The sequence below is a fragment of the Flavobacterium sp. Leaf359 genome, from assembly GCF_001423985.1.
Classification (GTDB): domain Bacteria; phylum Bacteroidota; class Bacteroidia; order Flavobacteriales; family Flavobacteriaceae; genus Flavobacterium; species Flavobacterium lindanitolerans.
This window is the reverse complement of sequence record NZ_LMPW01000012.1, coordinates 787,209-810,824: the sequence shown is the minus strand read 5'-3', so window position 1 is coordinate 810,824 and position 23,616 is coordinate 787,209. Positions and strand designations below refer to the sequence as shown.

Below are 23,616 nucleotides of genomic sequence, written 5' to 3'. Positions count from 1 at the left end.
GCCTTATAAAATTACAGGCCGCTGTAAAAAACATTTTTAAAAAAAAATTACAATTTTCCTGTCTTAGCCATGATAAAAAGTATGACAATAGGAACAGCAAGTATGATTACCGTAAAAGTGTTTTCGGAAATAATAACAGGCGCACGTGACAGAGTAATAATATAACCGCCTATAGCTCCTCCAAAATGTGCCGTATGGCCAATATTATCACTTTTGGATTTCATTCCGTAAATCGAATATAAAAGATAGATAATTCCAAAAATATAACCCGGCATAAAATAAATTTCTAACGCGGGCTGTACCAGAATAGCAGCATAAACCACTCCAATTACCGCTCCTGATGCTCCCACTGCCCTGTAGCTATAATCATTTTTATGTAAAGCCATAGTCAACAGATTACCTAAAATAAGGCTTCCGGCATAAATCATAAGGAAAGTAAACGAACCCAATCCTGCAATTACATAAGGAGCAAACAAATAAAGCGTCAGCATGTTAAATGCCAGATGCGCAATATCTACATGAAGGAATCCTGAAGAAAACATACGAATCTGTTCACCGGCACGAATGCTGCCTACATGGAATTCGTATTTTCTGAAAAAAGACAAATCGTTGAATCCTTTGAAACTAACAATCAAATTCAGGGCAATAATAACGATAAGAAAAATATTCATAAGAGGTAATTTGAGCGTAAAAATACAAACCCTTTCCTTATCAATTGTAAAAGCACTATACTATTTAACAGCATTAGCCTTATATTTGCATAAAATATTCCTCGAATGCAGTTACTACTTTTTATTATTCTTTATCCGTTCTTGTGGCTGATGTCAATATTGCCTTTTAGAGTACTTTATTTTTTCTCTGACTGCATATATCTGCTTGTTTATTACGTCATCGGTTATAGAAAAAAGACGGTTAGGGAGAATCTCGATATTGCCCTTCCCCATCTTTCCAAACAGGAAAAGCGCATCGTTGAAAAAAAATTCTACCATCATTTCTGCGATAATTTTGTCGAAATGATAAAAACAATGACCATTTCGGATTCAGAAATTGAAAAACGTTTCAAGTTCACCAACCTCGAAGTATATCTTGAAATGGAAAAAAGAGGAAAAAGCATAGCCCTGTTCTGTTCTCATTACGGAAGTTATGAGTGGCTGATTTCAATGAATCGAAAAATTACTTTTAAAGGCTATGCCATCTATAAAACAATTCGCAACAAATATTTTGACAAACTGGTAAGAAACATTCGTGCCAAATTCCATGCACATCTTATCGATACGAAAGAAACCATCAATGTTATCCATGAAAATCAAAAAAATGACATAAAAGGCGTCTATGGCTTTGCCAGCGACCAATCTCCAAAAGCATCCAAAGCTTTTCATTGGGGAGATTTTTTTGGCGTAAGGGTACCTATGCATACAGGAGCCGAAATGATTGCCAAACGAATGGACCTGAATGTAATTTTTGTGGATGTGGTCAAAACCAAACGCGGTTATTATGAAGCCACTTTTGCCGAAATGGTGGACCATCCGAAAGAAATTCCAAACTACCAGATTTCTGATATGTTTCTTCACTTGGTAGAACAGCAAATCTTAAAAGCTCCGGAATATTATCTGTGGACGCACAAACGCTGGAAATTCCGCGACAAATCTCCTAAATAGTACTAAACCACTGTTTCACCAACTCTTTTTCGGGGTTTGAAGCATTTTTATGGGTGAACTCATTCGAGTTTTTATGGTATTCGTATTCGTTAGCCCACTCCTGGTGGTTTTGGGCTACCGCTTTGATACTTTCACAGACAAACTGAATCTCTGCATTGGTAGTAGTAGGGTGAATTGACATTCGAATCCATCCCGGTTTCCTAATCAGGTCACCTGCTGTAATAGAATTTGTCAGGTCGTGCGAAGTTTCTTCATCAACATGCAGTAAATAATGCCCGTAGGTTCCGGCACAACTGCAACCTCCTCGGGTCTGTATTCCAAATTTATCATTCAGCAGTTTTACTCCCAGATTGAAATGCAAACCGTCAATATAAAAGGAAATCACGCCCAATCTGTCTTTATGCTGGTCTGCCAAAATAGTGATATTGGGAATAGCACCCAGTTCAGAAAAAACATAATCGATTATTTCGTGTTCTCTTTTTAGTATGTTCTTCACACCCATCTTTTCTTTGAGCTGTATAGCCAAAGCGGTCTTGATGGCCTGAAGAAAACCCGGAGTACCACCATCTTCACGTTCCTCTATATTATCAAGATATTTATGTTCTCCCCAAGGGTTTGTCCACGATACAGTTCCACCACCCGGATGATCCGGAATCATATTTTTATACAGCTTTTTGTTGAAAATTAAAATTCCCGAAGTACCAGGTCCGCCCAGAAATTTATGCGGAGAAAAGAAGATAGCATCCAAATAGGCTTCCTTATCTTCCGGATGCATATTAATATCAACATATGGAGCCGAACAGGCAAAATCTACAAAACAGACACCATTGTTCTGATGCATCAGTTTTGCTACTTCATAATACGGCGTTCTGATACCTGTAACATTTGAGCAGGAAGTTATGGAAGCAATCTTTAGCGTATGGTCTTTGTATTTCTCCAAAAGTGCCTTAAAACTATCCATACAAAGTAATCCTTTTTCACAGGCCGGAATCACTTCTACTTTAGCAATAGTTTCCAGCCATGAAGTCTGATTGGAATGATGTTCCATATGCGAAACAAAAACAACAGGTCGTTTTTCGTCCGGAATGGCAGTAAATTCGCGAAGGTTTTCCGGTATTTTCAAACCAAGTATTCTTTGGAATTTATTAATTACACCCGTCATCCCTGTTCCGTCTGCAATCAGTATATCATCTTCGTTGGCATTAACGTGCTTTTTGATAATATGTCGTGCTTCGTGATAGGCCATAGTCATTGCCGTTCCGGAAACCGTAGTTTCCGTATGCGTATTAGCTACAAACGGCCCGAAATCATTCATAAGCTTTTCCTCTATCGGGCGATAAAGGCGCCCACTCGCTGTCCAATCCGTATAAATGATTTTCTTTTTCCCAAAAGGAGAAATAAATTCCTGGTCAATCCCAATAATATTATTTCGGAATTGCTGGAAATACTGTTCAAGTTCGGTAGACATTTCAGTTGTGGTCATTATGCTATTTATTTGCTCCAAAGATACTATTTTTTGCCGATTCCAAATCAAATCAAAAAACAGAAATATCAAAAATTGTTATTTTTCACTATTAACAAAAACGCTAAATCCTTCCATAAAATTGGCTCTTTTATGATATTTTTGACACAAAGTATTTTTTTCTTCCGGCTTCAATCCTAAAGCTATCTTTTTGTTAAAGAAACGGTTTTATTTCACTTTATATTTTACAGCCAAAATCTTCATTTTTAATCAATTTAAGTCAGAAAAAACAAGGATTCCTGCCTTTTCTGAACTATCTTTGTTAGGCTAAATTGAAACTCTTATGGATAATTTAGATGCTGCAAGAATGCAGATGGCATTTACCCTCATTTTCCATATTGTCTTTGCCTGTATTGGAATGGTAATGCCTTTCTTTATGGTACTTTCACATTACAAATGGCTAAGGACAAGAAAACCTGTCTTTCTCAAACTGACAAAATCCTGGCAAAAAGGCGTCGCTATCTTCTTTGTGACGGGTGCCGTTTCGGGCACAGCCTTATCGTTTGAATTGGGATTATTATGGCCCGAATTCATGAAACACGCCGGGCCAATAATCGGAATGCCTTTCTCACTCGAAGGGGCCGCTTTTTTTGTAGAAGCACTGGCTCTGGGATTTTATCTGTATGGCTGGAACAAACTGCCGGAAAAATTCCATTTGCTAACAGGAATTATTGTGGGGCTTTCCGGAGTTGCTTCCGGAATATTGGTGGTTTCGGCCAACAGCTGGATGAATGCTCCTTCCGGTTTTGATTATGTAGACGGTCAATTTCTCAATATCGACCCTTTAAAAGCTTTTCTTAATCCGGCATGGTTTACGCAGGCCTTACACATGACATTGGCCGCCTTTGTCGCTACTTCTTTCGCGGTAGCGGGAATCCATGCCTGGCAGATTTATAAAAACAGAAACGTAGCACTCCACCTTGAGGCTTTCAGAATAGCCATCGTTTTTGGAGCTGTCGCGGCACTGTTACAACCTTTGAGCGGTGACCTTTCTGCCAAAGACATTGCCCAAAGACAGCCGGTAAAGCTGGCGGCTATGGAAGCCCATTATGAAACCGAAAAAGGAGCACCGCTCTATATTGGCGGGATTGTAGACGAAGAAACTCAAACGGTTAGTTATAAACTTGAAATCCCGAAAGCACTTTCATTCTTGTCTTTTGGTGATTTTAATGCCGAGGTTAAAGGCCTGAACGACTTCCCAAAAGAAGACCATCCCCCGGTTGCTATAACCCATTACGCTTTTCAGGTTATGGTAGGCCTTGGAACACTGCTCATGTTTTCTGGACTGCTTTATTTTATAAGCCTTAAAAAGAAAAAATGGCAGGCCTCCAAGAAGTACTGGCTGTTTTTTGCCTGTCTGGCGCCTGTCGGTTTTCTGGCTCTGGAAGCCGGATGGATTGTTACGGAAGTAGGGAGACAACCCTGGATTATCCATAATGTGATGCGCACCAAAGATGCGGTTACACCAATGCCGGGAATGATTTACAGCTTTTACCTTTATGTAATCCTATATGCCGTACTTTCCGTTGCGGTAACCTGGCTGATGATACGTCAGATTAAAGTACTCAATAACTCTGAAAATTAAAGATTATGCTATACGTTGTCTTATTCTTTACATTGTTTTCGTTATTCCTTTATGCCTTGCTGGGTGGCGCTGATTTTGGTGCCGGAATATTGGAACTTTTTTCATCAAAAGACCACCAGGTCTCTATCAAGAAAAGGGTTTATAGCGTTATGGGCCCCGTCTGGGAAGCCAACCATATCTGGATTATTATCCTGATTGTAATTCTTTGGATTGCTTTTCCCGGATTTTACAACGTTATCATTATTTACCTCCACATTCCGCTGACCTTAATTTTACTAGGCATTACACTTCGCGGTGTTGCATTTGTTTTCCGCCATTATGATGCCGTAAAAGACAAATCACAGTTGTTATACGACCGCATGTTTGAATTTTCATGTCTTGTTACTCCAATTTTTCTGGGCATGACTTACGGAGCTTTGATTAGCGGTAATATCGTTCTTCTTGAAAATACTCCTAATGCCGATTTTGCCTCCGTTTATATAAAACCATGGTTACAGCCGTTTCCTATCCTCACCGGATTTTTCTTCAGTGCACTATGCGTATTCCTTTCTGCTACTTTCCTGATTGGAGAAGCCACAGAATATGAAAGGAGAATGTATATCCGTAAAGCAGGAATAGCTACGTGGGTAGTGGTTGTTTTAGGATTTGTTACGCTTGCCGTAGCCTACTTTGAAGAAAACAAATTTGTTCTCGACGTACTCAAAAATTATTACGCCATAGGCGCAGTAGCAGTATCAGGGTTGTTACTGGTTCCGCTTTGGAAAAGCATCCGAAAAGGAAAAATAGTATGGTGCCGGTTTTTAGCAGGACTTCAGGTATTGTTGATTCTTTCTGCCGCCGTAGGCGCCCATTTCCCTAACCTTATCATTACCAAAACAGGACAAATCAGCTTACTGGACGATATGGCTCCGGAAAGCACGATAACCATTCTAGGCATTTCCCTTATCATTGGTGGACTGATAATTCTACCCGGACTTTTTCATTTGCTGAAATCCTTCAAGATGATTAAAATTCTTGAAAACGAAGAAAACTAAAAAAGGCCCACCCAAAGGCAGACCTTTTCAACTATCGACTTTCCACTATCAACTATCAACTATCGACTTTCGACTTTCAACTATCGACTTTCAACTAAAATATAAATTTAGTACTTAGAAAATTAGATTTATCCGAATTCACAATCTCATTAATGAGTTCCTTATTGGCATCATTCATTTTAAAAGCCACTAACGAACGGATGGAAAAAGAACGGATGGCATCCGGAATAGACAAAGTTCCCTCTGCGCTGTCTTTTCTTCCCGTAAAAGGAAAAATATCAGGTCCACGTTGCGACTGGCTGTTGATGTTGACACGGCTTACCTGATTCACTAGCGGGTCGATAAGTGCCCCTACTTCAGAAGCATCCCTACTAAAAATACTTACCTGCTGTCCGTATTGAGCATCTATCAGATATTGGATTACTTCTTCGACATCATCAAAAGGAACCACCGGAATAATAGGCCCGAATTGTTCTTCGTAATAAAGCTTCATCTTTTCATTTACCGGATAAACCACGGCCGGATAGAAAAAGGACGCTTTTGATACACCTCCATTTTCATTGACTACCTTGGCGCCATATTCTTCGGCATCCTTAATGCAATCATTCAGATAATCTATTTTATAAGGTTCAGGTAGTGGTGTTAAAGACACTCCTTCTTCCCATGGAAGGCCAAATTTCAAATTGCTCACCGCTTTACTGAATTCACTTAAAAACTGGTCGGCTATACTGCGATGAACCCATACTATTTTCAAAGCCGTGCAACGCTGTCCGTTAAATGATAATGAACCCGTAATGGTTTCTTTAACAGCTAAACCAATATCCGCTTTTGAAGTAATGATTGAAGCATTTTTTGCATCCAATCCTAATACAGCACGAAGACGGTTTACTTTTGGGTGTTGCTTTTTCAACTCATTGGCTACTTTACTGGAACCTATGAGCGTCAGTACATTAATTTTCCCTGAATGCATTAATCCCGGAATAATATCACTGCCTCTGCCATAAATGACATTGATGACACCTTTTGGAAAACTTTCCTGAAAAGCTTCCTGCAAAGGATAATGCAGCAGGGTTCCAAATTTGGGTGGTTTAAAGAGAATAGTATTTCCCATTATCAGTGCAGGAATCAATGTTGTAAAAGTTTCATTTAACGGATAATTAAATGGTCCCATACAAAGTACTACTCCAAGTGGTGAACGACGAATCTGCGCGGCTATACCTTCGGCAATTTCAAAGCGTGAAGAATCCCTGTCAAGGTTCTTTAGCGAATCGATAGTGGCATAAATATACTCCACCGTCCTGTCAAACTCTTTTACAGAATCAGCATAGGATTTTCCAATTTCCCACATAATGAGCCTGACTACCATTTCCTTTTTAGCAATCATCCTGCCCGTAAACTGCTCCACATGATGTATTCTTTCCGATACGCTCATGGTTGGCCACTCTCCTCTCCCATCATTATAAGCCTCTACAGCGGCATCAAGCGATGCCTGTGCTTCTTTTGGGGTTCCAACCGGATAGCTCCCTATCAGTTTTGGCTGCAACCCGCTGGCTGTTTTTATATAAACAGGCGAATAGACTTCATGGACTTCTCCGCTCCATCTTTTCATTTCACCATTGCTCAGGTATTCTTTTTGGTGGATTTCCCCGATTCGGAACTGTTCCGGAATAGCACTTTCTTCAACAAAAAGCCTCTCCAGAGATTCCTCAAAAGGTATTTTATTATTATCCATAAATTCTAATTTAAAGGAATTAATGATACGTTTTACTTTACGTAAATATAATCAGATTTAACGAGAAGAAAGATTAGGCTTATATTATAATTTGTTATAATCCTATAGAAATTCTCAGTTGCAATTAACAAAGGCATAATTCTGTATGCTAATACAGCCCCACTTTTTATTTTCTCCAAAACACATTTAGTATATTTGTATGAACTACAGACAGAAACGCGATGAATTTTAATTCCCTAGCGCCAACATTACAGCTATCGGCATTTGTAAAACATATTGAGGTAATTACCTCTGGCGCTTCCCTGCAGTCTGAAAGTTACCTGCGTTTTTTTGCAGACGGCTGTCCGGGTATTCTATTCAGCCAATCCAATCATGGCTTTTTTACGGATTCCTGTAACGAAAAGCTTTCCAGCTTTTATCTTTACGGACAGACCATAAAACCAATTAATCTTTTTTCTTTCGGACAATTCACCAAAATTATCTTTTACCTAAAACCGCACGTATTGGGTTCTCTTTTTAGAATCAATGCGAGCGAAATTACAGATACCTGCCTGGATATATCATTGCTACAGCCAAAGGAAACGCCCATTTTGCTGGAAAAATTATCCGAAGCCACTTCTGTCGAAAATCAAATCAGGCTTATTTCCGATTTTCTTCTAACGATTGCTTCAAAAGACAATTCCGACCTCATATTGCAGCAGGCCACAGAAACCATTATCCGTTACAACGGTGAGGTTATCCTGACCGATTTGCATAAAAAATTCAGTCTGTCGGAACGCACATTTGAAAGACGATTTGAAAACTCCATTGGCATATCCCCCCGCCTTTTCGCAAGAGTCTGCCGGTTTCGTTCCGCTCTGACACAGCTGCATACATATGATTATACCAAACTTTCTGACATTGCCTATGAAAATGGCTTTTCAGACCAGTCACATTTCATACGCACTTTTAAAGAATTTACCGGCGTGACCCCAAAACTGTATCTGTCAGAATTTGAAAATAATTTTGCAGCACAACCCATTGTGTCGGTTTGATTCTATTTTCTTTCTGTTTTTCCAGGCAACTTTGCTGAAAAAAACATGAAAACATTTCTATACATTGGCCTTCTGATAATAAACATTCACCAGACTAAAGCGCAAAACAATAGCGCCGAAGGCAAATCTATTTTTGAGCACAAATGCCAAAGATGCCATGGAAGTGATGGCACAAAAGGGCTTTTTGGAGCAAAAAATCTGCAACTAAGCCGTTTGGAAAATAACGAACTTATTTTGGTAATCTCTAAAGGCAGGAGAGGCATGCCCCGTTGGGAAAAGAGACTATCGCAAACAGAAATTGAATCTGTGGCAACCTATATAAAATCATTACGAAAATAAAACCACCAATCATGAAAAAAACAACTATGGCAACACTGACACTCATTATTTCAACCCTGATGCTGGCCCTGATAGCAGGGTTATTTTACAGCTACTCCTGCTCTGTAAATCCCGGACTAAAACAACTGGATGATTCCGGTTATCTTGCAGCAATGCAGTCCATCAACAGGGCCATAATAAACCCTTTGTTCTTTTTGAGCTTTATGGGAACATTACTGTTTTTCCCCGTGAGCCTTTTCTTCAATTTTACTACATGGGATTCACCAAAATTCCTGCTTTTGCTTGGCGCTTTTGTACTTTATGCCTGCGGTACTTTTGGTGTCACCATTTTTGGAAATGTGCCCTTGAATGAAGCACTCGACGCTTTCCCCTTAAAAACCGCAACACTTGAAGAAATCAGCAGGGCCCGTAGAGATTTTGAAATTCCCTGGAATAATCTTCACAGCATCCGTACCGTTGCTTCTGTAATTTCTTTACTTTTGGTAATCATAAGTATCACGTTACCTTTAAAGGCTACAGAATTAATCACACCATAAAATAACCCGTTTGCATGAGCGCCCTCAAAGACATTTACTCACCTGTTTTTTACGACCGGCTAGCCAATATTTTACAACAAACTGTTCCTTCTTTTGAAAAGAAAACTTTCGTTGCTCAAATCTTTGACGATTCATTTTCGCAAAAAGAATTGAAAGACAGAATGCGCCATACCACAAAAGTACTGCGTAATTTTATGCCCGATGATTTTGGAGCAGCTTCCGGCATTTTAGAAAAGACAATCCATCTTCTCCGCGAAAACCAACATGGAGAAGACAGTCTTGCCTATATCTTTTTTCCGGATTATATTGAAACCTATGGCCTGGATGATTATAGTAACGCCGTAAAATCAATCGAGTTTGTAACACAATTTATATCCTGCGAATTTGCGGTAAGGCCATTTATTGTGAGATATGGCAACCAGATGATTGAACAGATGGAAAAATGGTCATTACACAAAAGTCATAAGGTAAGGAGATTGGCGAGCGAAGGAAGCCGTCCAAGGCTACCGTGGGCTATGGCATTACCGGAATTAAAAAAAGACCCGACAGCTATATTGCCAATTTTAGAAAACCTGAAAAACGACCCGTCAGAATATGTTCGTCGCAGTGTCGCTAACAACCTTAATGATATTGCAAAAGACCACCCGCATATCATATTGTCTATTGCCCGGCAATGGAAAGGACACAGTAAAGAAACTGATGCCATTATTAAACACGGCAGCCGGACATTACTCAAGCAAGGACATCCCGAAATACTAAGCCATTACGGACTTGACAGCAAAGGTTTGGAGACTTCCGGTTTTCATATTAACACGCCACAAATAAAGTTACCCCAAAGTCTTGAGTTTGAATTTACAGTTAACAATACCAATAAGGAACCAAAACACATTCGTCTGGAATATGCCGTTTATTACAACAAAGCAAACGGACAGTTATCTAAAAAAGTTTTTAAGATAAGCGAAAGGACTTATTTTGCCGGACAAAAAGAAACCATCAAAAGAAAGCAATCATTCAAACCTATTACAACACGTAAATTTTATCCAGGCCTGCACAAGCTTTCCATCATTGTAAACGGGGAAGAAAGCAATCCGGAACTATTTCATCTTCTTGACTAAAAACAATCTTAGTATACTTTCTGAAAAGACCCTTACAAGGGTCTTTTTTTATTTGTATAATTTTTCGCATTAAAAGATTATAAATAACACCTATATTCACCAAACGCGATTTATCATTTTATCAGCAAAATCAACATAAAAAGCAATATTCATTTGTTAATTATTTATTTAATAATAAATCTTCAATAATTTTTATTTAAATTTGAAATACCTCAAATCATATTGCTATGACGACAATTACTAAAACCATTCCGATGGTGCTTTTCCTATTGGTAAGCATGACCGGATATTCGCAAATTGGGATTGGCACTACCACACCAGAACCAACAGCCGTACTTCATGTAGAATCTACCACACAGGGATTCGTAACTCCAAGAATGACAACCGCCCAAAGGACAGCGATTACAACTCCTGCCAACGGAATGATTGTTTATGACACTACGTTGGCATCGTTTTATTTCTACGACACTCCAACAACTTCCTGGATAAAAATCAACAATGGCAAAGACGGAAGGTTGAAGTACAAACTCATCAGGTCGACAGACGTTCTGGCTACTGTACTCGCGGCTGAAAAAACAGCGGGTTCAAATACAAAATACCTGCTGGACGCTGCAACCTTATATGAAATTAACGGAACAATTAACGTAGACCTTCCTATAGAACTGAATAATGCTTATATTGCAGGTGCAGATTCATCAGAAGACAAGCTGGTTAAGGCAACAGGCGACCTCTTTACAGGAACAACAGGCGGTTCAATGCGCGTGCTGACGCTGCAGGCTACAGCCGGAAATGTATTTAATATTACCGGAACCGGCTCTATAGGAGGTGGTACACAAACTCAAAGTATGATTGTAAGAGATTGTATCATAAGTTCATCCGCAAATGTAGGAAAGCTGGAAAACTTTGCATTGGTATTTACCAGTATCGTACAATATGTCAACAATACTACCGGTATTATTTATAAAGACATCAGCCGTTTATTGATAAGCAATGCCGGGTGGTTTTCAAATAACTCCGGAACCTATGAAACCTTGCAGGGGACTTTCGGACTGGTTACCAAACAAGGCGGTTTTAGTGAAGTAACCGGAACAAAAATAGGGCTTGACGTTTCTGCCAATCCAACCATCACCGGCGATGCCGTAATGGAAACCGTAGTTTTTACCGGAACACTTACAACGGGAAAATACATTAATCCTTACACGGTGGGGAGCTATACCGGTTTTAATTTCAACAACAGTTGGTCGGTACGATGCACAGGCATTCCTAATGAAGGTGATTCGCAATCCAGTGGAACCGTTTATCTTGACAGAACCGGAACAGCCCAAAGCCAAACTCCGGTAGGAACACTTGCTACCAATGTTAAACTCACTATTGCTGCGGGACTTAGTTCTAATCTTTACAGGACAACCTCAGCTCAAACCAACCGGATTACCTACTCCGGCAAGAAAGGAAGGGTATTTCAGGTGAACTGTTCCATATCTTTTGGAAATGTCTCCGGTGTAAGCAATACTGAATATGCGTTTTTTATCATGAGAATACCGGCCGCCGGTGGAACCGATCCGCAAGTAGCTACAGAAACCATAATCGATACCAATGCAGGTTATATACAGTCTTTTCCCGTACAAGGCTCTGTCTATCTTAACACAGGCGACTCTGTAGAATTATGGATAAGAAGACTCAACCAGGGTACCGGTACCACAGCACAAAGCTTTCTGGTTCGATCATTCAACATGAGTGTTAAATAACCCAAATCTAAAAATCATGAAAAAGCTCCTATACCTACTACCCTTGCTGTTATCATCTGCAGTTCACGCACAGCTCTATGTCAGTACAAACAGTTATATGTATGCTAAAGACCAGGTTCTGTATGTAAAACAAGACATTAATCTGCAAAACAATGGGAATATCTATCTGAGAAACGAATCGCAGTTATTGCAAGGAACAACAACAGCTTCTGCAAACAAAGGACTCGGTAAAGTTTCTGTTTTTCAGGAAGGAACTTCAGATAATTTCGACTATAACTATTGGTGCTCACCTGTAGGCAATGCCTCGGCTGCTACAGGAAATGAAAATTTCGGAATTTCAATGATTCACAGGCCAACAACTTCAACGGCCAGTACTCCGGCTACAATACTTCCATCAAGTAATTCTAACGGTACGGCCAATCCATTAGCTATATCGTCCCGATGGATTTATAAATTCCTGTCTTCCATTTCCTATTCGCAATGGATATATGTTGGTGGCGCTTCTACCCTCGCTCCCGGCGAAGGATTCTCCATGAAAGGAACTTCGGGTAGCGACCCGATTATAGTCGAAGCTAATGGCATACAAAACAATCCGGGAGGAACCGGCGCACAACGTTACGATTTCAGGGGCAAACCGAATGACGGAAATATATCGGTAACTGTTGCAACAAATAACCTGACACTCACCGGAAATCCTTATCCGTCAGCCCTAAACGTAAATGCATTTCTTCTGGACGCAACAAACAATGCCGCCACAGGAATTGCCTATTACTGGGAACAGGACAAAACTGTCAATTCACACAACGTCGGACTCTACAAAGGCGGTTATGGTGCTTATTCCCCTATCAGTCTTGGTTCAAACGGAGTATATGTACCCGCTACTTTTAATTCCTATAACTCTGATGGCTCACTGAATGGTGTTGGAACATCTTCCGGTTTGGTCATCGAAAGAAAATATGCTCCTGTTGGGCAAGGATTTATGATTAAGGGAGCTTCTAACGGTACTGTAACCCTAAAAAATTCACATCGTTCCTATTATAAAGAAAGCGGACCGCTGTCACAGTTTGAGCGCCCGAACAAACCGAAGATTTCAAAAAACAGTAACGAAACAACAAATTCAGGTGAGACAAATGCAACGGAAAGTGAAACAACAATTACTGAGGCACAGTTCAAACTCAACATTATTCTGAATAACGAATTTACCCGACAAATTGCGCTGGTATTTCTTCCTGAAGCTACAGACGGTGTCGACATTGGTATTGATGCTTTAAGCATCGCTCCGGACGAATTGCCCAATGACGCTTATTTCTTTCTTGACAATAATAAATATGTAATTCAGGGAACAAGCTTTGATGTGGGTAAAAGAATTCCTGTGGGAGTAAAAGCAACCAACAACGCATCCATCAAATTTTATGTGCCGGAAGTAACCAGTTTTGATCCGGACCAGATGATTTATATCTATGACGCGGCTGATGGTTCTTATCATGACATAAAAAACGGCAGTTATCAGGTAAACCTGCCAACCGGAATTTATAACGACCGGTTCTTCGTTACTTTTGTTAATTCTGTTTTAGGTGTAGGTGAAGCGACCAAAAGCAATTTTGGAATCACACAAAACAATACAAATCACACCCTTATACTGCAAAATCCAAATTTAGCAGACATCCGTTCTGTCATCTTATTTGACATTACGGGCAAAAGTATTTTCAAGAAAAATAATCTGGGAATTAATGACAAATACTCGTTTTCAACAAGCGGATTAAGCAAAGGAGTCTATATAATCGATCTGGTGACCTCAGACAACCAGAAATTCAGCCAGAAAATAATCATCAACAATCATAAAGAATAAGCCTTTTTTAAAGGCTTTTCTTTTTTTAATACATTTTTTCATAGTTTAGAACTCAATAAATCATCATCAAAAAAATCATGAAATTAAAATTATTAGCGGTCTTCTTCATCACTTGCCCGCTTACCACATTTGGACAAGACATCGTCTACAAAGAGATTACGCAACAATTGTTATCCATTGATGAATCAGACCAGAAATATCGGAACCAGATTGACGAAACAATCAGCCGTTTTGGAAACAATTCAAAAGAGGCAAAGGAACTTTTCAAAAACATGAAAACTACCGACTCACTGAATCTGATTCAGGTTGAAAAAATACTCAGCAAATACGGTTGGCTTGGGGCTGAAAAAATTGGCAGCCAAGCCAATACTACACTGTTTATGGTGATACAGCATGCTGATTTACCGGCACAGCTAAAATACCTGCCCTTAATGAGAGCTGCCGTAAAACAAGGAAATGCAAAAGCTGCATCGCTGGCGTTACTGGAAGACCGTGTCGCTTTAAAACAAGGAAAAAAACAGATTTACGGCAGCCAGGTTAGCTGGAATATGGAAACCAATGTCAGTTTTGTAGCTCCACTTGAAGATCCGGACAATGTTGACAAACGCAGGGCTGCAGTAGGACTTCCAACACTAGCCGATTATCTGTTGGAAATTGGGCTGGACTGGAATGTCGAGCAATACAAAAAAGAACTGCCCGAACTTGAAAAAACTTTCTTTAATAAGAAATAGCAGTCGTTAGACCTACTTGCAGAGCAAACTGCCTCTAAAGTACTTTTCTTTAATCATCTGCCCTGTTTTTTTCTTAACTTCGTTTGTATTAACAATCATCAATCATCAAACTAATGAAATCAAAATTATTCCTGCTTTTGCTATTAACCTGTTTCTATGCTTTTGGACAAGATTACCGTTCCACAATTGCCCAAGCCGAACAACTATACAACGTTAAAAACTATGCAAAATCAACCTCTAAATATAAGGAGGCCTTTACAATTGAACAGAAAAACAGTAATGATTATTACAATGCAGCCTGCTCAGCTGCACTTTCGGGTAAAAAGGATTTGGCTTTTGAATGGCTGAATCAGGCTCTCAAAAATGGCTGGACCAACTTACAGCACATGAAATCAGATACCGATCTGAAAACGCTTCATACCGATAAAAAATGGGATAAACTCATAGCTGCAATACAGCAAGAAATAGATAAAGGAGCAGTAGGCATAGATAAGCCGCTTCAGGCAGAATTGATTGCTATTTATAATGATGACCAAACAATACGTCAACATTATATGACCGCACTAAAAGAATTTGGCAACCAAAGCAAACAGGCTGACAGTATAGCTAAAATTATGGGATATAAAGACAGCATTAACCTTATTAAAGTAAAAGACATTTTGGACAAAAGAGGCTGGGTTGGTCCGAATAAAGTAGGCGCTCAGGCAAATATGACATTGTTTCTTGTAATACAGCATTCAGATTTAGAAACACAGCAAAAATACCTTCCTATGATGCGGGAAGCAGTCAAAAATAAAAACGCCCAAAGTAGCGCGCTTGCTCTTTTGGAAGACAGGGTTGCTTTAGGAGAAGGAAAAAAACAGATTTACGGCAGTCAGATTGGATACGACAGTAAAACCACAAAAAACTATGTACTACCACTGGAAGATCCTGACAATGTGGACCAACGAAGAGAAGAAGTTGGACTGGGACCAATTTCTGAATATGTAAAGACCTGGGACATAGTCTGGAATGTAGAAGAGTATAAACTAATGCTTTCCGAAATAGAAAAACAAAAGAAAAAAACGAACTAACATACTATGAGCAGACATTCCGGACATCTATCCTGACATTAGGGATCTGTTTCTCTGTATTTTCTATTTCAGAATAAATTTTAATGGGATTATCTGACACTGCCCTATTGACCAGTTCGCAATTAATAAAAATTGGTCCTGACAGAAAATAAATAAACATGAAACATTTCTTTCTTCTGGTTCTCTCAGTAATTGTATTCATATCGTGTAAAAATACACCTGAAAACAACATTAAAGAAATAGCTAGCAGCTATAATAAAAAAGGAGCTTTCAATGGTGCGCTTTTAGTTGCCAGAAATGGAAAGATCCTTTATGACACTGTTTTAGGCTATAGCAATTTCAAGACAAAAGAGCCTTTAAACAGTAATACTGCTTTTTATATCGCTTCGCTTGCCAAGCCATTTACAGCTTTGGCTATTATGCAATTGAAAGAGCAGAAAAAATTAGCATACGATAATCCAATTTCACTATATATCCCAAATATCCCGGAGTTTACACAAAAAGTTACCATACGCCAATTACTCAATCATACATCAGGAATTCCCGATTATGAAAAGGAAATGCCTAATGTAAAAAATCTTACGAATGAGCAGGTTATGCAATGGCTTGCTACAAAAAACAGCCTGAACTTTTCGCCTGGTGAAAAATTCGAGTACAGTAATACCGGCTACATTATTTTAGCAGCAATTATTGAAAAAATAAGCCGTAAATCATATGCCGGTTTTTGCAAGGAAGCCATTTTCAAGCCTTTAAATTTAAATCGGACTATTGTCTACGATACTACAAAACCCACAATTGCAAACAGAGCCATTGGTTACAACAAAAACAAAGAACCCGACGATTATTCAATTTTAACTACTGGCGATGGGAGTATTTTCTCAACGACAAAAGATTTGTTTATTTGGGAACAGGCACTTTATGGACAAAAGCTGCTTAGCAGAAAAGAAATGGAAAATGCCTATAAAACTGCAACGCTAAATGATGGAAGCATTTCTAATTATGGTTTTGGCTGGAATATAAAAGAAGAAAATGGTCAGAAAATCGTAAGCCATACCGGTGGATTAAATGGTTATAGAGCCTGTATTTGGAGAAATCTCCACGAAAAAACCGTTGTAATCGTACTAACAAACCAGGGCGACGCTTTTCCTTTACAGGAATTTATGGAAGCAATTGAAAAAGAACTTTAATCGCATGTTTCAATTACATAACCTTTTATACGAATGATATAACACAAAAAAATGCCAAAGCTGCTAACTTTGATAAAAAACATAACGCCATGGAAAATCGTGAAAAAAATCGAAAGGATACAACTGGCGAAAAATACATTCACGTTTCAGAAATCCCAGTCCAAAAGTTGGATAAAGATGCCAACTTTAAGGATGATAAGAATAATCCAGTAACTAATCCAGGCCTAAAAGAAGTCCGGCAGCCAAAGGCTGAAAACAATGAAACCATGGGAATACCATAAACAAATTTGAGTTTAGTTAGGGGCGGAAGTAGTACTTCCGCCTTTTTTATAGCCACTTCTTTCTTCTGAACCAGATAAAAATAACGACCGATACAATTACCATAGCCAGCAAAGCAAGCGGATAGCCCCATTTCTCATCCAGCTCGGGCATGAACTTGAAATTCATCCCATAAATACCAGCGATAAAAGTCAGTGGCATAAAAAAGACCGAAAATATGGTGAGAATCTTCATCACATCATTTGTTTTTCTGGCTGACAGCGACAAGTAGATATTCAGCAAATTGTTGGCATCATCCTGAACCTGGCCGTACAGGGTTAGTAATTTTAAATGGAGGTCCCGAACATCCTGTAAGGCTGGTAAATCTTTCTCATCCACCTTAACCGAATTAACAACTTCGTTGGTAAGTAGCAATAATTTTTTACAAAGCCCTGCTTTTCTTTTCAGATAATACATTCCTTCAATCATATCTGCCGGAATATTTTTTTTCAGAAAAACTTTCGATTCATAATAATCAATCTTATCCGAAAGTTTTATAGCCGGAAGCTCATAAGAATGCAGCATTTCCCAAATAATCTTTATGGCCATTCCTCCTGTTGTTTCCAGTTTTCCATTCTTTATACAATTTTTGCGTATTTCCTGCATGATGGGCTGTGCGGTCCTGTGAATGGTAATAATAAAATCCGAATTGTAAAAAACAGCTATTTTACTGCTTAGTTCCCTCACCGTTTGCTCATGCTCATGGGAATGTTGCAGAATTCTGACAATAAAAAAATGTGTCTTGTTATGCTCTTCATATTTGGGAAGGTGGTCCGGATCCAGACTATCAATCAACGTATAGGAGCTTAAATTATATGTTTTACTCACTTTCTCAAGTTCTTCTTTGGTCGGATTGGTAATATCAGTCCAAACAATAGCACTATCTGAAAAATTACAGGTTTCTATAGCCATAACATCATTATTTCATTTCTATCAAATTTAAGCCAATATTTCACAAGATATTCTGAAAGAATAGCAAAATTTTCCCGATTTAAGCAGCAATATTTTAGGATTTCATTAACTTTGTTAGTACCCTAAAATACCACAAAAATTATGTCCGTATCAAAGACATCAACTATTGAAAGGATTATTGCTTTGGCAAACGAACCAATGGTTCTGTTAGACAAAGATTTTGCTATCCTATATGCCAATGCCTCGTTTCATATAAAATTCAACCTGCCGAAATTGGCCCCTAAAAACAGAAATTTTCTTGAGGTCATAGAGAGTTCTTTTGAAACCAATCCGCTAAAACTTCTTTTTTGGGATGTGTTGAAGACAAAAAGCATAGTTAAAGAATACGAAATCAACTCTAAAAATTCGGAAAACAATAAAATTTCATTCAATGTTGAGGCTATAGAGGCAGACGGTGAAACATTCCTGCTTCTGGCTTTTAATACCAATAAAGAAACAGAACAGTTGCAGTCCTTTCTGCAGTCAGTGCTAAATTCAACAAATTACGGTATTGCAAGCTATGAGGCGATGTACAATAACCATGGCATGATTAATGACTTCAGAATTACCTATACAAATCCTGAAGTCCCTAGAAATTTTGGACTTGAACCCAAGGATGTCATCGGGAAAACCTGTCGGGAAGTATACCCCGGGATTTTTAAAAATGGGATTTTCGAAAAAATGGTTAAGTGTGTGGAAACCGGGCTACCTGACAGTTATGAAATTGCAGCAATCCATAACAATAAGACCTTGTGGTTAAATGCAACAATTGAAAAGGCCGGCAATGCGGTTGCAGTAACTTCAAAAAACATAACTCATGAAAAAACAGCCGCCTTAGAAATTGAGGCCATCAATGCATTACTTCTCAACAAAAACAAAGAACTCGAACAGCAATTACTTAAGGAATTTTCTGAAAGTTTCTATTCGTATGGAAATGGCGAAGAATTTTTTAGTTCCCTATTACTTGAAATAGCCACAAAAACAAAGATGGACTATGTTCTTTTGGGCGAGGTACAACTAAACGAATTGGGAGAAGAAATTATAAAAAGTATTTCGGTGATAGCTTTTGGAGAAATTGCGGATAATTTCAAATACCCGATAAAAGACGGCCCTTGTGATGAAGTCATTAAAGGACATTATACCTGCCATCCGCGTGACAGCCAAAAACTTTTCCCGGAAAGCAAAACACTTTCGGATTTAGATGTCGAGGGTTATATCGCCTATCCGCTTGTGGGTTCGTCAGGAAAAGTAATCGGATTAATCGCTGTATTGCACCAGAACGAAATATACGATATTGCCTATATAGAATCCCTGTTGAGAATTGCTGCAAAAAGAAGCGAAATAGAATTTGAACGCTTGCAAAATGAAAAACTTTTAGAGATGAAAAACAAGGAATTGGAAAGGCAAAATGTCGAGCTTGCCTCATTTGCCTATATTTCCTCTCATGACCTTCAGGAACCGCTCCGCAAAATACAACTCTTCGCCAGCCGTATACTTTTTAAAGAAAAGGCAAATTTTAGCGACTCTTCCCTGGCCTATTTCCAGAGTATTACAAATGCAGCCAACCGTATGCAGAACCTGATTGAATCCTTACTCAACTATTCCAGTATGGATGCTTCAGAAATTCATTTTGTACCTACAGATCTCAATACAGCAATAGATGACATTAAAAATAATATGACGGACATTCTTGAAAAAAAGAATGCCCGTGTTGAAGTTGGAAAACTGCCTACGCTTTCTGTCATTCCGATTCAATTTCAGCAGTTGCTCACCAACCTGATTTCAAATGGACTGAAATACAGCAAACCAGATGTTCCTCCGGTTATAAAAATAAATGCCGAGCTTGTTACCCCGGAAGAACTCGTCGGAAAACAATTCTGGAAACTGGATATTGCCGATAACGGAATTGGATTTCCACAGGAATACGAACAGCAAATCTTCGAATTATTCAAAAGGCTTCATGGCAAGTCAGACTATGAAGGCACAGGAATAGGCCTTGCCATCTGCAAAAAAATAGTGCAGAAACATGACGGCTTTATACGTGCCCAGGGCATACCCGGTGTAGGTTCTATATTTTCAATATATCTTCCTGTTGTATAATCAGGCAACAAGATTATTGAATTTTTCCCTGTAGGCTGTCGGTGTCATCCCAACATTTTTTTTGAACAGGCTTCGGAATGATTTCAAGTCGTTATAACCCGACTCAAACATCACTTCCATTACGCTCTGTCTCGAATGCTCCAGCATTTGTTTGGCTGCTTCAATCCTTGTTTTCTGCAAATATTCTATAGGAGTAATTCCGGTTACCTGCTTAAAACGCCTTACCAGATTTCGTCTGCTTGCCGGAACATCTGTAATAATTTCTTCAATAGTATTGGCTTCCCTGAAATTCTTCTTAATAACTTCCTGCGTCTGCTTAACCAAATCATCACCATGATCTTCGGCCGGAGCAAACGTACCGAAATAAGTCTGCTGATTTCTATCCAAATCGACAGAAAACACCTTTGCCGTTTTTACTGCCATTTTTCGGCTGCAAAAATTCTCAATAAGACGCAACATCAAATGGAAACTATTGGTAGCACCTCCACTCGTGTAGACTCTTTGTTCTTCTGTAACCACCGCATCTACTTTTAAATTTACGGCCGGGAAAGCTTGTGCAAAGGCATATTCGGCATTAATATGGGTGGTCGCAGGCTTGTTGTCAAGCAAACCGGTAGAAGCTAAAAGAAAAGCTCCCGTACAAAAACTTGCAACCGAAGCTCCCCTTTCATATTGTTGCCGCAACCATTGTATCCATCTCATATTGAGCGAAACTGCTTTTGGTACAACATCATGCTTAAAAGCCGGGATAAGCAAAATATCATATGTTTTTTCGGAATCAGGCCGCATCAGATTATATTCAGAATAGGTCTGCGATACCTCATCCATATGCAAAAGAGTAATATCAAAAAAAGGGGCCTTCCCTTCCTCTGCATAAAACTTATTCACGGTCTCAAATACGTCAAGCATAGCTGCAACGCTTAGAAGCCTGTGTTCTTGTGTAAGCAAAATACCTAATTTCATAGCTAATTTTTTAGGAGAAACAAATATAAAATTTTTTGTCTTAAATCCCCCCTTATAATGACTTTAAACCACTCCTTTTAAGCATTTTTTTTGAATTAATTTTATCAAACAATATAAAAGACAAAATTTAATTCAATTTTTAACGCTAAATATTAACGATATGGAAATCACAACCACAAGCAACAGAATGTTTTCCCTGCTTGTCTTATATGATATGCAGACGCTCTATTTTGAACGGGCACTGGAAAAAATTTCTGATGAAGATGCCCACGAAAGATTAGACACAAAAGCAAACCATATAGCATGGCTCACCGGAAGTTTAGTCCAGCAACGCTACGAAATTGCAAACCTGCTGGGGTATTCCGAAAAACAGAAAGCATCCGAATTGTTTCAGAATGGAAAAGGCATACAGGATGGCCTGAAATATCCATCGCTATCGCAATTTAGAGACGATTGGAAAAAAATCAGCCCCGTATTAAAAGATCTTCTGGTCAAGATAACAGATCAAAAACTGGATGAAAAATTTGAGATGATGCCCGGCATGTCACTTACCTATTATGAACTGATAACTTTTATCATTTACCGTGAAGCCAACTGCATTGGTCAGATAGACTTATGGAGACGACTATTAGGCTATGAAGCCTTACGATATGACGATATGTAAATCCAAAATACAGAATCATGTTAAACAACAGTAAAGCATTTAGTGGATTTTCTGTAGATGATAGCCAAAAAGCTAAAAAATTCTACGGGGAAATATTAGGTCTGGATATAGAAGAAGACGCAGAAATGGAAGGAATACTAACCTTAAAACCCGCCGGAGGAAATTCAATAATTATCTATACCAAAGAAAATCACGAACCAGCTACTTTCACTATCCTCAACTTTCCCGTCAAAGATATTGAACAGGCAGTAGATGAACTCACGAAACGAGGCATAGTTTTCGAACAATATGGCGGAAACATAAAAACCGACAAAAAAGGGATTTTTAGAGGTGGAGGCCCGCTTATTGCCTGGTTCAAAGACCCGGCAGGAAACATCCTCTCTATACTTCAGGAAGAATAACACAAAATCAATTCAAATACGAACAATTAATCAAAATCAAAATGGCAACAATCAACACTTATCTGAATTTTAATGGCAATACAGAAGAAGCCTTTAATTTTTACAAAGCTGCTTTTGGCGGCGAATTTGCAGTCGTAATGCGTTTTGGAGACACTCCCGGATGCGAGGAAATGCCCGCAACAGACAAAAACAAAATCATGCATATTGCTTTGCCAATTGGCGGAAATATGCTGATGGGAACTGATGTACCGGAAACAATGGAACAGGTAAAAAACGGAACCAGTGTGTCCATTTCAGTCAATACCGATTCAGAACAGCAAACCAGAGATCTATTCGAAAAGCTTTCCGCAGGAGGCGATGTCAAAATGCCTTTAGATAATATGTTCTGGGGTGCCTTATATGGTATGTTTACTGATAAATTTGGTATTCAGTGGATGCTCAATTATGAATATGAAAAATAATAATAAAGACTATGGCAACACAAATTTTTGTAAACCTTCCCGTAAAGAACCTTAACCGCTCTATTGAATTTTTCAGAAAACTAGGTTACACTTTCAATCCTCAGTTCACAGATGAAAATGCAACATGCATGATTATTAGCGATACTATTTTCGTGATGTTGGTAGTCGAACCTTTGTTCCTGAACTTTACCAAAAATGAGCTTTGTGATACCCGCAAATATACGGAGAGCATCATTTGCCTTTCGGCAGAGAGCCGTGATGCCGTAGACGAAATGGTGAAAAAAGCCATCGCTGCCGGTGCTACAACACCGGTTGACAAACAGGATCATGGCTGGATGTACGGACACGGGTTCCAGGACCTGGACGGACACCTCTGGGAAATTGCCTATATGGATATAAGCGCAATGCCACAATAAAAAAACACGGCTTTGGCCGTGTTTTTTTATTTAAGATGCTAAGTTGCCCAGGTTCTAAGATGCTAAGGATATAAACTTCTCAAATCTGCACTACTTTCTCTAATTCATATTAATCCGCGTTCTAAAAAAGACGCTAAGATATTAAGATTCTAAATTGGTAAGTTTCACAAATTCGCGGTAATTTCTGTAATCCGTATTAATT

General features: G+C 38.9%; 23 protein-coding genes. 18 read left to right on the top strand and 5 right to left on the bottom strand.

Going from position 1 to position 23,616, the window contains the following annotated elements:
* Window positions 1–47: 47 nt before the first annotated feature.
* Window positions 48–671 (bottom strand): rhomboid family intramembrane serine protease, encoded by a 624-nt coding sequence (locus ASG38_RS12135; protein ID WP_056071157.1) that lies wholly within the window; start codon window positions 669–671, stop codon window positions 48–50.
* Between the two features lie 105 nt (window positions 672–776).
* On the opposite strand from ASG38_RS12135, the gene ASG38_RS12130 reads away from it, so the two are divergent.
* The gene (locus ASG38_RS12130; RefSeq protein ID WP_056071155.1) at window positions 777–1,658 is read left to right on the top strand and encodes a lysophospholipid acyltransferase family protein; all 882 of its coding nucleotides are present in this window, start codon (window positions 777–779) and stop codon (window positions 1,656–1,658) included.
* Here the strand turns inward: ASG38_RS12130 and ASG38_RS12125 are convergent.
* Window positions 1,651–3,141 carry an aminotransferase class V-fold PLP-dependent enzyme gene (locus ASG38_RS12125; protein ID WP_056071152.1) on the bottom strand — a complete coding sequence of 497 codons (1,491 nt, stop codon included), beginning with the start codon at window positions 3,139–3,141 and terminating at the stop codon, window positions 1,651–1,653. The two genes, ASG38_RS12130 and ASG38_RS12125, sit on opposite strands and share 8 nt — an antisense overlap.
* A gap of 322 nt (window positions 3,142–3,463) precedes the next feature.
* On the opposite strand from ASG38_RS12125, the gene ASG38_RS12120 reads away from it, so the two are divergent.
* On the top strand, window positions 3,464–4,765 hold the full coding sequence (locus tag ASG38_RS12120) for a cytochrome ubiquinol oxidase subunit I (protein WP_056071149.1): 1,302 nt from the start codon (window positions 3,464–3,466) through the stop codon (window positions 4,763–4,765).
* Window positions 4,766–4,770: 5 nt separating this feature from the next.
* On the top strand, window positions 4,771–5,799 hold the full coding sequence (locus ASG38_RS12115) for a cytochrome d ubiquinol oxidase subunit II (RefSeq protein WP_056071146.1): 1,029 nt from the start codon (window positions 4,771–4,773) through the stop codon (window positions 5,797–5,799).
* Window positions 5,800–5,893: 94 nt separating this feature from the next.
* On the opposite strand, the gene ASG38_RS12110 is transcribed toward ASG38_RS12115, so the two are convergent.
* A complete protein-coding gene (locus tag ASG38_RS12110; protein ID WP_200937038.1) occupies window positions 5,894–7,531 on the bottom strand; it encodes an NADP-dependent glyceraldehyde-3-phosphate dehydrogenase in 1,638 nt (545 codons plus the stop codon).
* A gap of 221 nt (window positions 7,532–7,752) precedes the next feature.
* Between ASG38_RS12110 and ASG38_RS12105 the strand changes: the two genes are divergently transcribed.
* From ASG38_RS12105 to ASG38_RS12060, 10 genes are all read left to right on the top strand, one after another.
* Window positions 7,753–8,565 carry a response regulator transcription factor gene (locus ASG38_RS12105; RefSeq protein ID WP_056071143.1) on the top strand — a complete coding sequence of 271 codons (813 nt, stop codon included), beginning with the start codon at window positions 7,753–7,755 and terminating at the stop codon, window positions 8,563–8,565.
* A gap of 45 nt (window positions 8,566–8,610) precedes the next feature.
* A complete protein-coding gene (locus tag ASG38_RS12100) occupies window positions 8,611–8,904 on the top strand; it encodes a cytochrome c (RefSeq protein WP_056071141.1) in 294 nt (97 codons plus the stop codon).
* An 11-nt stretch (window positions 8,905–8,915) separates the two neighbouring features.
* On the top strand, window positions 8,916–9,440 hold the full coding sequence (locus ASG38_RS12095; protein ID WP_056071138.1) for a DUF1772 domain-containing protein: 525 nt from the start codon (window positions 8,916–8,918) through the stop codon (window positions 9,438–9,440).
* Between the two features lie 14 nt (window positions 9,441–9,454).
* On the top strand, window positions 9,455–10,555 hold the full coding sequence (locus tag ASG38_RS12090; RefSeq protein WP_056071135.1) for a DNA alkylation repair protein: 1,101 nt from the start codon (window positions 9,455–9,457) through the stop codon (window positions 10,553–10,555).
* Between the two features lie 227 nt (window positions 10,556–10,782).
* On the top strand, window positions 10,783–12,300 hold the full coding sequence (locus ASG38_RS12085) for a hypothetical protein (protein WP_200937037.1): 1,518 nt from the start codon (window positions 10,783–10,785) through the stop codon (window positions 12,298–12,300).
* Between the two features lie 16 nt (window positions 12,301–12,316).
* A complete protein-coding gene (locus tag ASG38_RS12080; RefSeq protein ID WP_056071467.1) occupies window positions 12,317–14,149 on the top strand; it encodes a T9SS type A sorting domain-containing protein in 1,833 nt (610 codons plus the stop codon).
* A gap of 77 nt (window positions 14,150–14,226) precedes the next feature.
* Window positions 14,227–14,880, top strand: coding sequence for a DUF6624 domain-containing protein (locus ASG38_RS12075; protein WP_056071131.1), 654 nt, complete (start codon window positions 14,227–14,229; stop codon window positions 14,878–14,880).
* A 113-nt stretch (window positions 14,881–14,993) separates the two neighbouring features.
* Window positions 14,994–15,953 (top strand): DUF6624 domain-containing protein, encoded by a 960-nt coding sequence (locus ASG38_RS12070; RefSeq protein WP_056071128.1) that lies wholly within the window; start codon window positions 14,994–14,996, stop codon window positions 15,951–15,953.
* 158 nt (window positions 15,954–16,111) lie between these two features.
* Window positions 16,112–17,140 carry a serine hydrolase gene (locus ASG38_RS12065; RefSeq protein ID WP_056071125.1) on the top strand — a complete coding sequence of 343 codons (1,029 nt, stop codon included), beginning with the start codon at window positions 16,112–16,114 and terminating at the stop codon, window positions 17,138–17,140.
* An 89-nt stretch (window positions 17,141–17,229) separates the two neighbouring features.
* Window positions 17,230–17,421, top strand: a complete 192-nt coding sequence (locus ASG38_RS12060) for a hypothetical protein (RefSeq protein WP_056071122.1) — start codon at window positions 17,230–17,232, stop codon at window positions 17,419–17,421.
* Window positions 17,422–17,467: 46 nt separating this feature from the next.
* Here the strand turns inward: ASG38_RS12060 and ASG38_RS12055 are convergent, their stop codons facing one another.
* Complete coding sequence (locus tag ASG38_RS12055; protein ID WP_056071119.1) at window positions 17,468–18,370, bottom strand: CorA family divalent cation transporter; 903 nt, start codon at window positions 18,368–18,370, stop codon at window positions 17,468–17,470.
* Between the two features lie 141 nt (window positions 18,371–18,511).
* Here ASG38_RS12055 and ASG38_RS12050 point away from each other — a divergent pair, with 141 nt between their 5' ends.
* Window positions 18,512–20,509 (top strand): ATP-binding protein, encoded by a 1,998-nt coding sequence (locus tag ASG38_RS12050; RefSeq protein ID WP_056071115.1) that lies wholly within the window; start codon window positions 18,512–18,514, stop codon window positions 20,507–20,509.
* On the opposite strand, the gene ASG38_RS12045 is transcribed toward ASG38_RS12050, so the two are convergent.
* On the bottom strand, window positions 20,510–21,472 hold the full coding sequence (locus tag ASG38_RS12045; protein ID WP_056071112.1) for a GlxA family transcriptional regulator: 963 nt from the start codon (window positions 21,470–21,472) through the stop codon (window positions 20,510–20,512).
* A 160-nt stretch (window positions 21,473–21,632) separates the two neighbouring features.
* Between ASG38_RS12045 and ASG38_RS12040 the strand changes: the two genes are divergently transcribed.
* Genes ASG38_RS12040 through ASG38_RS12025 form a run of 4 tightly spaced genes read left to right on the top strand, consistent with a single transcriptional unit; the run spans window position 21,633 to window position 23,414 of the window.
* Window positions 21,633–22,136: a DinB family protein gene (locus tag ASG38_RS12040; RefSeq protein WP_056071109.1), complete on the top strand. Its 504-nt coding sequence runs from the start codon at window positions 21,633–21,635 to the stop codon at window positions 22,134–22,136.
* Window positions 22,137–22,153: 17 nt separating this feature from the next.
* On the top strand, window positions 22,154–22,537 hold the full coding sequence (locus ASG38_RS12035; protein ID WP_056071106.1) for a VOC family protein: 384 nt from the start codon (window positions 22,154–22,156) through the stop codon (window positions 22,535–22,537).
* 41 nt (window positions 22,538–22,578) lie between these two features.
* Entirely contained in the window at window positions 22,579–22,998 is a 420-nt protein-coding gene (locus ASG38_RS12030) for a VOC family protein (protein ID WP_056071103.1), read from the top strand.
* A gap of 11 nt (window positions 22,999–23,009) precedes the next feature.
* The gene (locus ASG38_RS12025) at window positions 23,010–23,414 is read left to right on the top strand and encodes a VOC family protein (RefSeq protein WP_056071101.1); all 405 of its coding nucleotides are present in this window, start codon (window positions 23,010–23,012) and stop codon (window positions 23,412–23,414) included.
* Window positions 23,415–23,616: the final 202 nt, after the last annotated feature.

Bases quoted from the DNA above. Each gene is read 5' to 3' on its own strand.
- ASG38_RS12130 (WP_056071155.1), top strand. From the start codon at position 777: ATGCAGTTACTACTTTTTATTATTCTTTATCCGTTCTTGTGGCTGATG.
- ASG38_RS12025 (WP_056071101.1), top strand. From the start codon at position 23,010: ATGGCAACACAAATTTTTGTAAACCTTCCCGTAAAGAACCTTAACCGC.
- ASG38_RS12135 (WP_056071157.1), bottom strand. From the start codon at position 671: ATGAATATTTTTCTTATCGTTATTATTGCCCTGAATTTGATTGTTAGT.
- ASG38_RS12060 (WP_056071122.1), top strand. From the start codon at position 17,230: ATGGAAAATCGTGAAAAAAATCGAAAGGATACAACTGGCGAAAAATAC.
- ASG38_RS12085 (WP_200937037.1), top strand. From the start codon at position 10,783: ATGACGACAATTACTAAAACCATTCCGATGGTGCTTTTCCTATTGGTA.
- ASG38_RS12075 (WP_056071131.1), top strand. From the start codon at position 14,227: ATGAAATTAAAATTATTAGCGGTCTTCTTCATCACTTGCCCGCTTACC.
- ASG38_RS12030 (WP_056071103.1), top strand. From the start codon at position 22,579: ATGGCAACAATCAACACTTATCTGAATTTTAATGGCAATACAGAAGAA.
- ASG38_RS12105 (WP_056071143.1), top strand. From the start codon at position 7,753: ATGAATTTTAATTCCCTAGCGCCAACATTACAGCTATCGGCATTTGTA.
- ASG38_RS12070 (WP_056071128.1), top strand. From the start codon at position 14,994: ATGAAATCAAAATTATTCCTGCTTTTGCTATTAACCTGTTTCTATGCT.
- ASG38_RS12125 (WP_056071152.1), bottom strand. From the start codon at position 3,141: ATGACCACAACTGAAATGTCTACCGAACTTGAACAGTATTTCCAGCAA.
- ASG38_RS12080 (WP_056071467.1), top strand. From the start codon at position 12,317: ATGAAAAAGCTCCTATACCTACTACCCTTGCTGTTATCATCTGCAGTT.
- ASG38_RS12050 (WP_056071115.1), top strand. From the start codon at position 18,512: ATGTCCGTATCAAAGACATCAACTATTGAAAGGATTATTGCTTTGGCA.
- ASG38_RS12055 (WP_056071119.1), bottom strand. From the start codon at position 18,370: ATGGCTATAGAAACCTGTAATTTTTCAGATAGTGCTATTGTTTGGACT.
- ASG38_RS12090 (WP_056071135.1), top strand. From the start codon at position 9,455: ATGAGCGCCCTCAAAGACATTTACTCACCTGTTTTTTACGACCGGCTA.
- ASG38_RS12040 (WP_056071109.1), top strand. From the start codon at position 21,633: ATGGAAATCACAACCACAAGCAACAGAATGTTTTCCCTGCTTGTCTTA.
- ASG38_RS12095 (WP_056071138.1), top strand. From the start codon at position 8,916: ATGAAAAAAACAACTATGGCAACACTGACACTCATTATTTCAACCCTG.
- ASG38_RS12110 (WP_200937038.1), bottom strand. From the start codon at position 7,531: ATGGATAATAATAAAATACCTTTTGAGGAATCTCTGGAGAGGCTTTTT.
- ASG38_RS12115 (WP_056071146.1), top strand. From the start codon at position 4,771: ATGCTATACGTTGTCTTATTCTTTACATTGTTTTCGTTATTCCTTTAT.
- ASG38_RS12120 (WP_056071149.1), top strand. From the start codon at position 3,464: ATGGATAATTTAGATGCTGCAAGAATGCAGATGGCATTTACCCTCATT.
- ASG38_RS12065 (WP_056071125.1), top strand. From the start codon at position 16,112: ATGAAACATTTCTTTCTTCTGGTTCTCTCAGTAATTGTATTCATATCG.
- ASG38_RS12045 (WP_056071112.1), bottom strand. From the start codon at position 21,472: ATGAAATTAGGTATTTTGCTTACACAAGAACACAGGCTTCTAAGCGTT.
- ASG38_RS12100 (WP_056071141.1), top strand. From the start codon at position 8,611: ATGAAAACATTTCTATACATTGGCCTTCTGATAATAAACATTCACCAG.
- ASG38_RS12035 (WP_056071106.1), top strand. From the start codon at position 22,154: ATGTTAAACAACAGTAAAGCATTTAGTGGATTTTCTGTAGATGATAGC.